Origin of the sequence: Clostridium kluyveri (assembly GCF_001902295.1) — a bacterium.
Lineage (GTDB): Bacteria > Bacillota > Clostridia > Clostridiales > Clostridiaceae > Clostridium_B > Clostridium_B kluyveri_B.
The window spans coordinates 1,888,564-1,904,829 of the sequence record NZ_CP018335.1 but is presented as its reverse complement, the minus strand read 5'-3'; the positions used below and the strand labels follow the sequence as shown (position 1 = coordinate 1,904,829).

The following is a 16,266-nucleotide window of genomic DNA, read 5'->3' as shown; positions in this document are numbered from 1 at the left end:
TTATAGTTATATTTTTTAAATAATCAACTTCTTCAAGTCATTGCCTAAGCCATTACAACTTGATTTTCTTTCCACATCAGAAAGTGTATAATAGCCATCCATCTTTAATAATCCTTTTTGCTGTGTAGTGGCTGAATTTACCTCTACATCAACTGCCTTTTCTTTAAAAGATATTTTATAGGTTTCATTTTCAAAGGGATAGGTAGGAAGTAACACCTTTTTCTCCTTGCCTGTAGAGAATTTATTAGGATTGTACCTAGTTCCCAGTACATAAAGCTTAGCAAATGCTGTTATAATAGATTCTACAGCATTTTCATTTATATTCATCTCAACCCAGTTAAACAATCTATCATCATAAAATTCTTTATTCTTAATTTCATCAACTTTGCCAGGATAAATAACTACCTGATCTTTATTCACAAATCCATCTAAACTTTTAATATTTTCTATAACCTTTATTGGAATATCCAAAAACTCTTCAATAGCTCCTGAAGGTGTTAATATAGGAGAATTTAAATACACGGCATTTTCATTACTCTTAGAATAGTTACCATCTTCTATAATGCTAATATGAATAAGCTGCCCCAAAGCCTGGTCTAAATTTATTAAACCTGTTAAAACCGCTGCAGTCAAAATACCCATACCCTGTGCGATTATTCCGCAAATATTTAAATTAAAATCATTTAAAAGAATGCCAAGTGCATATTGAACTGCAAAAGAATCAATAGGTTCAATTTCTTCACTATATCCATTTTTCAGCTCCTTATATCTATCCATACATTCTCTGTATGCGGTATTAAATGCAGCAAAACGGGAACATAGATCATGTTTACAATCTTCAAAAATCTTCATGTTGCCATCCAGCATAAGATAAGCTTGATTTTCACGATTTGGGTGAGAACGTCCCTTATAAACTCCTTCAATGCTGCTGCCATTTTCAAGTGAAGTAAGCACTTCCAGCAAATGTGCCCTTGATTTCACTACTGCTGCAGTCTTAGTAATTAATTCCTTTTGAGCACTATTTACAGTAAAGCAAATTGAAGCTGCACTTAAATTTTCATGCTGTTCTATGTGATTCTTTAAATTAGCAGCTATGCGTTTCACCACATTTTCATTTCTGCCAGTTAACTGTAACAGGTATGGAGGTCTTTCTTCTTCATATTCCCTCATGTCTGGAGCTTTTTCCAGAACTACATGAACATTGGTTCCACCAAAGCCAAAAGCATTCACTCCTGCCCTTAGGGGAGTCATGTTGCTACTTTTCCATTCCATTGGTTCTCCACTAACAACATAAAATGGAGAATTAGCAAAATCTATATTAGGATTACTTCTTGACTTATCATAGTTTACAGTGTGCGGTATTTTTTTATTCTTAAGTGCAAGAACTACTTTTATTAAACTTGTAACTCCAGATGCGGATAACATATGTCCTATGGAAGATTTAACTGACCCAATGGCACAAAAACCTTTTTCTGATGTAAAGGAATGAAAAGCGTGAGTCATACCTTCAATTTCAATAGGGTCACCCAAAGGTGTACCTGTACCGTGAGTTTCAATGTAAGATACGGTTTCTGGATTAATATTTGCTTCCAAATACGCTTTTCTTATAGCATCTGCCTGTCCCTGAGGTCTAGGAGCTGTTAAGCCCTGAGAATGTCCATCATTATTCATGGCAGAACCTTTAATTACAGTCAGTATATTGTCCCCGTCTCTCATGGCATTTTCTAGTGGTTTTAACAGTACTGCACTGGCCCCTTCTGAAAGTACCATACCATCTGCCCTGCTGTCAAAAGGGTAACAAACTCCTTTTTTAGATAAGGCCGTTACTCTGCTTAGTCCTATAAAGGGAGTTGGCGAAAGATTCAAATTCACACCTCCAACTATAGCCATTTCACTTTGTCCTGTTCTAATACTCTCACATGCCAGGTGCAGTGCCGCCAGGGAAGATGAACATGCTGAATTAATTGTTAAACTTGGCCCAGTAAAATTCAGACAGTGACTTACCCGAGCTGCTACCTCATTTAAACTATTTCCTGCAACAAAATCAGGAAGCATCTCTGCTGGTTTCAACACATTAAAAATACTGTTCATTATTTCATCCTGTTCTGCATGACCTATGTTATTAAATATGTGATTACTTGATAAGTAATTCTTTAGTCTCATATAAATTCCATAATTCGCAAAGTGTTCTGCATAGGTATTTTGTTCACAGCCTACAAAAACTCCAATATTATTTGAGCCATATCTTCCTCCATAGCCAGCTTGCTGTAATGCTTCCCATGCAATTTCCAGAAAAATTCTCTGCTGCGGATCAGTAACAGCAGCTTCACTTGGGGACAAACCAAAGAACATAGGATCAAACTCATAGGGTTTATCTATAAATCCACCATACTTGGAATAAGAAGTATACAAGGAGTTTACATCTGTGCTAAAATAATCCTTTAATGACCATCTTTCTGATGGTACTTCTCTTATCATACATTTGCCGCTTTCAAGAATACTCCAGTATTCATCTAAAGTATTTGCACCTGGTATTCTAACACTAGCACCTATTATTGCAATATCCTTTATTTTTTCCATTGAAAAAATATTTTTTTCTGAAATATCTATTTTTTGTGCTGTTACACCATCAGAATCTCCAGAATAAACCCTCTCAATATATTGTGCCAATGAATCAGGAGTTTGATATTCAAATATTAATGTAGGATATAATTCTATTCCAAGATTATGTCCTAACTTTTCCATAACCTTAACTGCTCCCAGTGAATCCAAGCCTAACTGGAGAAAATTCTGTCCTATATCCAGTTCTTCCTGATGAATCTGCAATTGGTCAGCAATAATTTTATAGACAGTCTCTCTGATATTTTGGGACTTTTTAAAGTCTAGTGTATTAACCTTAATTGAAAGAGGTTTCTTTTCCTGTGTTATTTCAAGCTTATCTAGAATGTGTATTACTCTTTGACTTCCATCTGACAATACTCTCATTAGTGCTTCCACAGCTTTCTCAGCAGGAAGAGGATTCAACCCTTGAACTTTTATTGCCATTGAAGCCATATTCCCAAGATTAGAGCCCATTCCAGTTTTAGCCCATAGAGAATAATTTAATGCAATAGTTTTTCCCGGTGCATTTTCAGATGCCCTGTAAAAACTGTATGTGGACAAAAAGGAATTTGCCGCAGCGTAATCGCCAAGTCCTGCTGACCAGATCTTCTTCGAGGAAGATACTGATGAAAGCATGACAAAAAACTTTAGAGGTTCTTTTCTCGTAACATAATCAGTTATTACCGCTCCCTGCACCTTAGGTTCTATAACACTATTCACTGTATCAACGCTTTTATCTAAAAGCTTAAAGCTTGAGAAATCCCAAGTACCAGCTGCATGAATTACACCTTGAATAGATCCATATATATTATTTACTTTTTCTATAAGAACTTCCATTTCATTAATTTTTGTCACATCTACGGCTTCATAAATAACATTTGCTCCAAGTTTTTCAAGGCTTAAAATTAGTTCAATCTTTTTAGCACATTTAGCATTATTAGATATTTGTGTATTCCACTCTTCTCTTAATGGTAATTTCTCACGGCCTGTTAAAACTAGGTTAACTTTAGCTTTTTTAGCAAATGCTTTGGCAATTTCACCTCCTACAGCACTCGCACCTCCCGTAATCAAATAGGTTTCGCCATCATTAAACTGGATTTTTGAAGATTTATTCAATTCACCTGTGTTGATTAAATCTCTTACATACCTTATTCCATCTCTGATAACTACTATACCCTCATCATTTATTTCCTTCCCTATCTCATTAAATAGGATTTCAGCAAGTTCTTTATTAGATTTATACTCTTTTTTATCTATATCTATACAATATGAATTTATAAAAGTATTTTCCTGATCTAAAGCTAATGCTAAAGTTACAGCAATAGATTGGTGTGGATTAAAGATTTTATAATTTTCAGTTACAGATATGCCGCTGTTTGTAGCCAGCAATAATCTAATATTGTCTGCATTAAGCTCTTTTGAAGCCTTTCCAATACACACTATACTGTAAATATCCTCCCGAACCACCCCGTCATCAAATATAAATTCTGATTTCCAGGCTTCCCTTTTAAAATTCCATAAATGTATCACCGCAGCTATAGGTTCTGGAATGTTTTTAAAAAGCTCAACATAATCCCTCTCCACTAATGGATTAATTATAAAATTTTTATTGGAATCCCAGCTGTATTCACTTCCTGAGCTAACAACATAAATTTTATTTTCTTTTTCATCAAACATTGATTTGAATTCTTCTCCAATGCCATTTCCATCATCAAATATTACTACACTCCCTGCAGGTAATAAACTAAGAGAGTTGTCTGATTCAGCTTTCCAGTTCCAACTATAAAACCAGCTATTTGGTACCTTTATATTTTCCATTCCAAAATCAGGCCTATATGTACTCCTGTGGAATGGATATGACGGTAATTGAACCTTATTATAGCAAATACCCTGCTCAAATTTTTCCCAATTTATATTAATCCCTAAGCAAAAGAGTGAAGACAATGTGCCTAAACAGGTATCCCATGAATCCTTCTTGCGGTCTGAAGCTGTGAAAATTGTTTTAGTATTGCTAGTTTTTATACCTCTTGCCATTCCTGATAATATCTTATCAGGGCCACACTCAATAAAGGTATCTACAGAGTTGTCTGATAAATATTTCAAGCTTTGCTCGAACTTTACAGGTTGAAGAATATGCTGAATCCAGTATTCAGTATCAAAAGGTTTATTCATTATTTCCCCTGTGATATTTGATACTACAGGTATTTTAGGAGAATTAAAGGTTACCCCCTCTAATACTGCCTTGAAATCATCCAGCATTGGCTTCATAAGCGGCGTATGAAAAGCCTGGGAAACATTTAATTTTTTAAATCCTATTCCCTCTTTTAGCAGTACTTCACTAAATTTTTCTATTGCATTTACTTCCCCTGATACAACCTGATGGGTTCCATTGTATGCTGCAATCCAAACATTACCTTCAAAAGCTTCAAGTAACCCTTGGAGTTTGTCTCCAGAGGTAAACACTGCACACATACTGCCCGATGACTGCAGCTCTTCCATTAATTTGCCTCTGGCAGCTACTGTTTTTGCAGCATCCTGTAGACTTACTATACCCGAGAGACAAGCTGCTGACCACTCACCAATACTATGACCAAGCACATAGTTAGGTTTAACCCCTAAATCTGTAAAGAGCTTTCCAAAAGCATAGTCAATGGTAAATACCACCGGCTGTGTAATATTTGTCTTTGCAAGAAGCATTTCGTCTGCTTTGTCACTATAAATCAAATCAGTTATCTTTTCATTAAGATAAGGGAAAAACACTTCAGAGCATTCATCAATATATGCCCTAAAAATAGGAAGATTTTCATATAGCTGTTTTGCCATGCCAACATATTGTGATCCCTGACCTGTGAACATTAATGCTATTTTAGGGAATACTTTACCATCAATATGATCTAATTTCACTTCTTGAAGCTTATCCATTAAATCTTCACAGGAATCTGCAACCACACTACAGCGATATTTAAGCAGTGTTCTGGTGACATTTTCTGTATAACATATATCTCCCAAGGAACTTTTATTATTAGTTTTAAGATATTCTACTAAATTTCTTATTTTTTGATTTAATGATTCTTTTGTATTTGCAGAAAGACATAGAACATGCTTAGAATGTTCATATATTTTTTCGGGCTTTGTTTTAGTTAACTCAGGAGTCTCTTCAATAACCATATGGCAATTAGTACCTCCAAATCCAAAGGAATTAATAGAAGCCCGTCTGGCTATGTTTGGAGAAACCTTCCACTCCTTTGCCTTAAAAATAGTATAAAAAGGAGTTCTATCAAATTTAATAGAAGGATTAAGCTCATTTAAATTCACATTAGGAGGCATAATTTTATTATTTAAGGCTAATACCACTTTAATAAAGCTTGCTATACCCGCACCGCTGAGAAGATGCCCAATATTTGATTTAACTGACCCTATAGCTATGGAATTAGCTTCAGGACTCCACCTTTTAAAAGCTCTGTCTAGAGCTCTAACTTCACTTAAATCCCCAATCTTTGTACCAGTGCCATGTGCTTCCACATATTGTATATCCTTAGGATTGAAACCATTATTTATATACAAGGATTCAATTACTTCACGCTGGCCATCAGGGTTAGGTGCCATAACTCCTATAGAATGTCCATCATTATTTATCGCACTTGCTTTGATAACTGCAAGAACATTATCTTCATCTTTCAAAGCTTTTTTCAAAGGCTTCAGCAAAACTAGACCTGCACCTTCTCCTGGAACAAAACCATCAGCCTGAGAATCAAAAACTCTTGACAGTCCGCTTGTTGACAGGGCACCTGCATTACTAAAATATATATATGGAGTAGGAGTGAGTAAAAGGTTAATTCCTCCTGCCAGGGCAAATTCACATTCACCTCTAAGAAGAGACTGGCAGGCCAGATGAATAGTCACTATTGAGGATGAGCAGGCTGTATCTACCACCATACTAGGCCCTTTTAAATTAAATTCCTGAGAGGTTCTAGCTGCAACCATATTCAAAATATTATCTACAAGTAAATTAGGATGGAAATGGGTTATACCAAGCTTATTTTTCCATTCCTCAAGAATAGACTTTTGTTCTTCTTTTGTAAGTGAGTTAAAACTATCAAAGCTTTTGAGATTTGACATATTTAAAGTATTTAAATGATATTCATAATAGGAATTTGTACCAGCTCCAATAAACAATCCCAAATTTTCCCCACCTATTTTTTTCTTACAATACCCTGCCCTCTCTAATATTTCAAATACTAATTCAAGCATAATTCGCTGCTGAGGGTCCATAACAGCGGCCTCCTCATCAGATATATTAAAAAATTTAGCATCAAAATCAAAAGGTTTATCTATAAAAGCACCTGTACGGCAATTTGTTTTTATTGGATCAACATCAGTACTATAGTATTTATCTATATCCCATCTATCTGCAGGTATTTCATCAATACTGCACTTTCCATTTACGATATTATTCCAGAACTCTTCAGGAGTTGATGCATCAGGGAAACGGCAGGCCATTTCTATTACTGCTATGTCATCATCCTTATTTAGGGATGGAGCTATCTTTGTCACATTGATTTCTGAGGTATTTTCTTCATGCAACCTTCTAATATATTCATCCATATCACTTATAGTTTCACAATTGATAAGTATATCATGGCTTAAAGTTAATTCTAATTCATCTTCTAACATACCTAAAACTTGCACTGCTTTTACTGAAGTTCCTCCTAATGATAAAAATGACTGTTCATATCCTATACTTTCTGCAGGTCTGTCCAGTACTTTTGACCAAATTTCACGTATTTTATCTATATTTTGTCCTGATATTAAAGGCCGGAATGTTCCACTTTTCTCTATTTTTTCTATCCCATTAAATAATAACTCATCTGAGGTAAATGTTTCACCCTCATACTCATTATTTAAAAATGACTGTACCAGCATAAAACGCTGTATTTTACCACTGGTGGTTTTAGGAATAGATTTAATCAGAACAACATATTCAATGGCAATACCAAAAATTTCATTTATTTTACTAAGTATATTTGCATAAAAGCTTTTTAAATTATCCTTATTAATACGAAGTGCAGAAAATAAGGCAACCTTTTCCCTTCCTTCTTTCTCATCATGCCAGGCACATACTACAACTTTGCCTGGTTTTACCCCCTCAAATTCTTCTAATTTAAACTCAATATCATGTGCAAAGAAATTTTGTCCATTAACAAAAATTATGTCCTTCATACGCCCTGTTACACATAACTTTCCATCAACCATAAAACCAATATCACCTGTTTTTAGCCACCCATCCTGAAAGGAATTAAGGGTTGCTTCTGGATTATTAATATAACCTGAAGTAACATTGTCACCTTTTATTTGAATTTCCCCCAATTGTTTTTCTAAAACTACTTTTCCCTGCGCATCTACAATACGAACTCCCGTTCCAGGAACAGGATATCCTTCACTGGCCACCTGAAATGAATCAAAATTACCTTCATCAATCTCTTCAGCTATTGAATTATTTACAAGGCTATTTCTGCTGATACAATGGCTTTCTGGTTTAGTACCTGCAATTGGAAAAGTAACTGCTAAACAAGCCTCAGCCATTCCATACACCATATACATGCTTGTTTCAGATAAATTACATACAGCCAATTTTTCCATAAATTCTTTAGCTAGGGGTACAAAAATGGGTTCTGCTCCATTAAAAATTAATCTTAGGGAACTTAAATCCCAAGCTTCAAGATGTTTGTCTGTAATTTTTCTAAGCAGTAATCTATAGCCAAAGTTAGGGCTGGAAGTTACAGTAACTTTATGTTTGGAAATTAAATCAAACCAAAGAGCAGGTCTTCTTACAAACTTTACAGGATGCATGTTTATCTGAAATATACCCAAAGCAATTAATGTTAAGTGATTGCCGATTAAACCCATATCATGATAATAAGGCATCCATGAAAAAAATCTATCCTCTGAAGTTAAACCTGCACCTTCAATAATTCCTTCTATATTAGTTAATAAATTTTTATGTGTTAAAATCACTCCCTTAGGTTTATTGGTAGTTCCTGAACTGAATTGTATAAAAGCAGGCTTTTCTGATGGTGACAGATTTATTGAACCTTTTATTGTACTCTGCCTTAAAATTGATACATCTAACATTAACATATCTTTACAATCCGCATATAACTCATTATTTTCCATACTTCCAATCATGGAAGCATCACTTATTATTACAGGTTTTTCAAGGGTATTCCACACATTTATAAGCTTTTCTAAAGAAGCATTTTTCCTCTTGAAGGATGAAGGATATGAAATTGGTGCAGGTATAATTCCGCCAAGTATACAAGCCCAAAAGCTGATGGCAAAGTCAATATTATTTTCAAAGGAAAGAATTGCAAAATCATCTTGCTTTAAACCATTTTCTTGCAGCATTCCTAAACAGTAAATAGCCTTTTCAAGTATTTGTTTATAGGTTAAGAAAACTTCTTTATTATTATCCTGGATAAACAATATCCCTCTATGCTTTTGATTTTCTGAAGCTTCTATTAATAAGTTACCAATATTTATTTTACTGCAATACTTGCCTGTTACAGGCTTCCCCCAGGCAGTTGACATTTTTGTATTATTTTTAGCTTTATTCATGTAATCATCCCCTTAATTATAGTTTCTCAAATTATACTCATATTTACCTCTTTTAATATAGACCGTAAAAAGAAATACAACAAAAATTAATAGACACACACTAAAAATATAGTCATTTCCAAACAGGCTCATAGCTGTAGATGAGATTACCGGACCTATAGTGGATCCAATTCCATAAGAGAAAGTAAATAATGAGGTTCCAGAAGGTATATCTTCTTTATCCAGATTTTCAACTGTAACTGCCAGAGATAATGGATATATAGGTCCAATAGCAGCACCAGATAAAAATGAGAAAATTAATCTTAGAGCAAAATTATTGAAAATTATAATTCCTAAAACCGTAAATACAGAAATAACAATAATAACTATCAAAGTTTTCTTTCTTCCCAACTTATCTGAAATGTAAGTCATAGGTATAGTACCTACAATACTTCCCACTACAAATATTCCCAGAGCATATCCAAGATATGAAAGGCCATATTCTTCACGGAGAAGAAAGATAGGATAGAGAGTAATTAGAGTGGTTTCTGTAAAACCATATAAAAACGCCCCCTGAAGTCCAATAAATACTTTTCCTAATACATTTCCCTCTGGCTTTTCTGGAAATATTAGTTTTTCCTTAAAATTGAACCTTATAATTATTGGACACAATATGAGCGCAGCTATAGGAACCATAAAAGGAAGCCAGGTTCTATATATATATAGCTGTGGACCTATAACAGAACTAAATATAAAACCTACAGCAAAACAAAATGAATATAAGCCACTGACTATTCCTCTTGTATTATCCTCTGTTAAATTGTGGAGCATTGTTTGTACTCCAACCATATCAGCACTTATGCCAAACCCCATAATTACCATTAAAAAAAGCCAGAGAAATAAGTTTGTAACCAAAGGAAAAATACCACAGGCCCCTGCAGCAATTAATGCCCCTAATAACATAACTACTTTTATGTCCTTATTTCTCATTCTTTTATCCATTAGAATAGAACCTATTGACATAAAAAGAAAAAAAGATGATGAAATTATCCCAATATATAAGTTTCCCACATTATTTTTTTCTAGGTGAGTGGATGCAAGGGGATTTATGATCCCCATTGCAGTTCCCAGGAATAAACCTACAATATAAAGTACCCATTTTTTTTTTGAAGCAGCAAATGTGCATTTTCTCTTAAATTCATAATAGTTTGTCATTCCTCCTTATCTTTTACTCAATGCAGCTCTGAGAGCGGATATATGCTGAGATCCAAACCAGTACATATCCTGCTTTCCAAAAATTTTAATAGCTTCTCCAGTAATATAATCTGATTTATCTGAAGATAAGAATAAAACTAAATCGGCAACTTTTTTAGGTGACATAGCATTTTTCTTAAATGCACCTGGAGCCATATCTGTATCTACCATAGCCGGACAAATTGCATTTACCTGAATGTTATTAGCCTTGAACTCTTCGGCTAAGGATTTAGTTAATCCAATAATTCCATGCTTAGATGCTGAATAAGCACTCATCAAAGGATATCCTATAAAAGATGAATCAGAACCCAAATTAATAATTTTACCCGATTTTTGTTTTACAAAATAAGGTATGGTCAAACAACACAGGTTATATGTTCCAAACAAATTGACTTCTACAATTCTCTTCCATTCCTCTTCTTTAATATCCGTGAAAGGAGCCATTTTCGTTATTCCTGCGTTATTTACAAGAACATCTATTTTACCAAATTCAGAAGCAATTTTTTTCACAGCATTCTCCATAGCATTATAACTGCTGATATCTGCTGTTATAGTTATAACTTTACTGCCAATTCTTTTAATCTCTGCTGCTGTTTCTTCCAATTCACCTGCTGTCCTTGATATAATAGCTATCTCAGCACCTTCTTTAGCCATTTCAATGGCAATAGTTTTTCCTATGCCTCTTCCTCCACCAGTTACAATTACACTTTTGTTTGATAAAAAACCCTCCTCTTTACTTCCCCTTATTAATGAAAGAGGCTTTAAAGTACTATTATCTTCAGTATTTTTCTGATTATTGATATAGGAAATCATCTCTATACAAACTTTCATGTATTCATCTCCAAGACGTTTTATGGTAGATTCACTGTACATATTCTTAGAATATTCTATTTCTAAATTTAACTCACCATTTACTATAGAATAGAAGAATTCAATTAATGAAATTCTCTTTTGATCAGGATGGGAATATCTCCTGTCAATATCATCCTTTGAAAATTCAAATATATCGTATTGAGGTACATCCCTGTTTCCCAGATAATTTGATCTTATGGATGCTAAATTCAAATCAGGATATAGATATGAAGGCAAATTGTCTGAAATCAAATCATAACTTATACCTTTCATTGGAACTCCATTCATAGCATTTGTAATCTTGTGGACTGTTTCATTCCAATCTTCATTGTGTCCTATAGTAACTCCCAGTGGATAATTTATTGCAAAATTTCCTGCAGTCTGGAAAAATATATTATTACCCAGATCCCTTCCATTCATTCTATGGCTTACTACTATCCATGATTTGTTATAAAGCCTTTGCAGCATCTTATAAAGCGGCGCCAGTAAAATTGGATACACACTTGTTCCGAAGCATTTCTTTGCAGTAGTCAACAACTGCTGTGTTTTAGCCTTATCTAAAATGAACATTTCTGAACTGGCAGACTGCTCAGTATTACTGCCCAGGTTAAAATCCTCAGGAATCTTAAGGGAATAAAATTCTGAAGGAAATTGTTTTTTCCAATAATCTACAAATTCCATACCTTTATTCTTCTTTTCTTCATTAACTCGCATAACAAAATCCCCATATGATTTGGATTTTTCAAGCTTAACATCTTTAGTCAAAATAAGTTGTCTATATATTTTCCATATATCCTTAAACAACAGTTGATTTGTTATAACATCAGAAATAAGGTGATGTCCAATTACAGAAATATCATAAAGAGAACTATTTACCCTTACAACAACCACTTTCCAGAGAGGCCATTTGTCTACTTTTAGATCTAAAATAATTTTATCAATTAAATTTTTCACCTCTTTGTCTCTCTCTTGATGCTCCATATGAGAACCATCATAAAAATCTGCTGCCACATTTTGTCCTAAAGGCAAAAATTTCTGCTGCCATTTTTCTCCTTTATTAACTAATACACTTCTTAAAACATCATGGTTATCAGTTAATATTGAAAGGGCTTTGTTAAATAGCTTATAATCTAAAGGCTGTTTATATAAAAACCTTGTATATCCGGTCCACTGATATGGATAATCAAAATAATTCATTAGCCAATTCTGTGCAGGTGACAGTGGTATTTCACTGGTTAGTGCATCTTCAACCACATTACCCTTTAGTTTCCTCTGGGATAATTCATTCAAAACTTTTCTATCAAGCTTCCCATTAGGAGTCTTTGGCAAAACGGTCACCCATTCAAAGCGATGGGGAACCATGTAATAAGGGAGTTTCTTTGTTACACACTTTTTTAATTCACTATCATCTACTTTATTACCTGAAACCCAGGCAAATAATTGCTTTTGCCCCTGAATATAGTCCACTGCAACTACAGCAGTTTCATTTACACAAGGATGACTTCCAAGCACTGCTTCAATTTCTCCCAGCTCAACTCTAAATCCCCTTATCTTCACCTGATTATCTTTGCGTCCATGATACTCATAACTCCCATCTGGCCTTCTGGAGGTTAGATCTCCTGTTCGATACAAATAATCACCTGGAACATCTTTAAAAGGATTAGGCTTAAAGGCTTCCTCTGTTTTCTGCCTATTATTCATATAGCCACTGGAAAGCTGAACACCGCCAATCCAAAGTTCCCCCATTTCCCCATCTGGAAGTTCTTTCATATCTTCATCTAAATTTTTGATGAACACATTGTCAATAGGTTTGCCTATTGGAATACTGTTTTCTCCATTAGTTCCAGGCCTTTTGTCAATTATGTGACAGGTAACATCAATGGATGCCTCAGTAGGTCCGTAAAGATTTGCAAGCCCTATTGATAAACCATGCTTATCTATCCATTTTTGTATTGTAGCCATTGGCAGCGCTTCGCCACTAAAAATTAACCATCTTAAATCCTTAAAGTTATAATCATCATCCTCTAAAGCATTTACAAATTCTCCAAACAAGGATGGTACAAAATGCATTATATTTATTTTTGTATCTATGAGCCACTTTCCTAAACTCCATGGATTTTTTACAGTTTCCTTACTGGCAGGACATACTATACCTCCATACATTAAAGGCCAGAAAAGTTCCCAGACAGATATATCAAAGCAACAAGATGTCTTCTGTGCCACCCGTTCTCCCGGCTTTAACCTAAAAGTATCCTGATGCCATTTTAACCTATTCATATAACCTCTATGCCCCAGCATAACCCCCTTGGGATTTCCAGTTGAACCTGAAGTATAAAGAACTGTCATTAAATCATCAGAAGAATTTATAACTTCAGGCTCACTATCATTGGCAGCCATCCATTGTTCCTTTAAAGTCTGCTTGTAGTTGTATATTGAACCCAAAGGAGTGCCATAGTCCAAATACATAAGGGCTTTTATGACAGAATCCTCCTTTATTAATTGTTCTAATGACGTTTTTAACCCATGCTCAGTAAGTAAAATTTCTATGCCTGAGTCATTTAGTATATATTGAACTCTTTCTGTTGGATAACTAGGATCCACTGGAACATAAGCTGCACCTGCTTTCATAATGCCTATCATTCCAAGTAACATCATAGGACCTGGAAATACCATTATTCCAACAAGGGAACCTCTTTTAACACCCTGACTTTTTAAATAATTAGCAATTCTGTTTGATATACGGTCTAATTCCCTATAGGTTACACTTTCATCCTTATACATAATAGCTATTGCATCAGGCGTAGCCCTGCACTGTTTCACAATTTGTCTATATGGAATTTGTTCTTTCTCCTCAGAATAGCTCTCTGTTAAGCTTCGATTTTTTTCAACTAATAAAGCCATTTCACTTAAAGTCCTGCATTCAAAAAGAGAGTTTTTATCAACCCCTTCATGAAGTTTACACAATCTTGTTATTATACGAATACGCTGTAAAGAATCAACTCCAAAATCAGCCTCCAGATCCTTATGTACATCCTGTTCACAGATAGATGTACAGCAAATTTCCTCGGCTATTTTCTGGAGTTCTCCAAGTAACATTTTATCTTCCGAAACCTCTAGCCTTAGTACTTCATCCTGGTTTTCCATTTTATAATTTGCAAGAAAATAAAGATTATCTATAAATTTTTTAAGTAACAAATTAATATCATCTTCATGAAAATGCAAACTATCATAATTGGATGAGATAAAGATTTGATTTTGGAATAATTCAATAACATTATCTATGGCTCCTGCATTAGTTGATGTATATGCTTCATAATCAACTATTTTTAAGCTGCCATATCTTTCTTTTATGTGAGTATCTCCAACAAAAGAAAGATATAAGTTTGATTTTAAGCTGGAACGTACAAAAGCTGCTGTTGTTTTAGACATCTTTCCATCTTCAAGCATATCCTCATCTTTTGCCATTTTGGCAGCAATGTAGGTTTGAGCCCTGTCTATTCCTGCAGATATTTTATCTTTTATTTCTTTATCCACCCTCATTACTAATGTCACCCAATCCTCATCAGCCTCTTTCGAATTAAAGCTTAGTGACATATTCTGAGCAAAGCACCCTATAAGTCCTGTTGCATCAATACTAGGATATACCTTCCCCCCAGTAGGTAAATTTAATATAATTTGATCACTGTCCTCATCCAGTTGTGTTACAGATTTTAAATAAGCACTAACTATAAGAGTAAACAAAGATACTCTCCATGCTCTTGATTTGTCCATAAGAAGCCTGGTAATATTTTCACTTATCCAGTATTTCTTAGTCTCAACTTGGGCAAATTCATTATCAGCATTATCCCTGCCAAAAGGATTAAAACTATACTTTGCCTTCCCGCAAACTCGAGAATAACTATCTAAATTTTTGTTTTCTTCAGGATCATTCCAATTATTCATCTCTGAAACTACTTTATTATAATCGCCGAGGGATACACTTTCCCATAATTTTACGCTGACACCCTGTATTTTTGCTGCATATATCTCAAGTATCTCTCTGAGGATTTGCTGATTTCCCAATCCATCTGAAATCAGATGATTATTTGCAAGTATTAGTTCATATTCAGTGTCATTTATCTGAATCACCATAAATCTATGAAGCGGGTATACAAAAATATCAAAGGAGTTGTTTAGAATTTCTTCAATAATCTGATTAATTGTCTGGCTTTTAGCCTGTTCAGGCATATGTCTTATATCCTGTACCTCTATTTCAGGTAAGGTAGGATTACTAAATACTTTAAGACTATAGTCTTTAAAACTTTTTGCTCCCTCACAAACATCAAATTCCCCTCGCAAACTAGGATGCCTCTTTACTAATTCAATCCAACTTTCCTGCAGTTGATTTAAATAAAGTGACCCCTGAATTTTTACACCTGAACAAATAGTTAATGTCCCCACCGACCAATAGGATACTAAAAATGGATATTGAGCATTCAAAATTACTAAATCATCTTTTTCACTTTGACTTAACTCCTCCACATTGTAAAACTCCTCAAATATAAGGACAATTTCACCTATTGTTTGCAATGACATGAGCCGTACTATAGGATACATAGATGTAAACTCATCTAATCGTTCAGTAGGTACAAGCTTCATTAGCTGATTCATCAATGTTACCATTTTAATTGAATCAATTCCCAAATCGCCTTCAAGAAACATTTCACAATCAAGATCTTCAATTTTATGCCCAGTTACATTTGATATAAGTTCATATACTTGCACTTTCATATCTGCTGGATTTATTTGATTAATACACACTTTAAATTCCCCTTCCATATGTTATTAAAGTATCTGACTTATGGACAGTTATCCTGATAAAATATACTTTCATTTCACATTAAATTTTCTAGTTTTTTAAGCCACGTGGATAAAATTTTACATAGCATTTTTTCTGGTTTTAGTGTAATATATTATTGGTTATTT

The 16,266-nt window shown here is 34.3% G+C and carries 3 protein-coding genes; all 3 read right to left on the bottom strand.

From position 1 onward, the window contains the following. Positions 1 to 15: 15 nt before the first annotated feature. The 3 genes from BS101_RS09225 to BS101_RS09215 are packed head-to-tail and all read right to left on the bottom strand — an operon-like array spanning position 16 to position 16,101. Positions 16 to 9,216 carry a type I polyketide synthase gene (locus tag BS101_RS09225; RefSeq protein WP_073538563.1) on the bottom strand — a complete coding sequence of 3,067 codons (9,201 nt, stop codon included), beginning with the start codon at positions 9,214 to 9,216 and terminating at the stop codon, positions 16 to 18. Between the two features lie 12 nt (positions 9,217 to 9,228). Further along, positions 9,229 to 10,410: an MFS transporter gene (locus BS101_RS09220; protein ID WP_073538562.1), complete on the bottom strand. Its 1,182-nt coding sequence runs from the start codon at positions 10,408 to 10,410 to the stop codon at positions 9,229 to 9,231. 6 nt (positions 10,411 to 10,416) lie between these two features. Next, positions 10,417 to 16,101, bottom strand: a complete 5,685-nt coding sequence (locus BS101_RS09215) for a non-ribosomal peptide synthetase (RefSeq protein WP_242951440.1) — start codon at positions 16,099 to 16,101, stop codon at positions 10,417 to 10,419. Between the last annotated feature and the right edge of the window lie 165 nt (positions 16,102 to 16,266).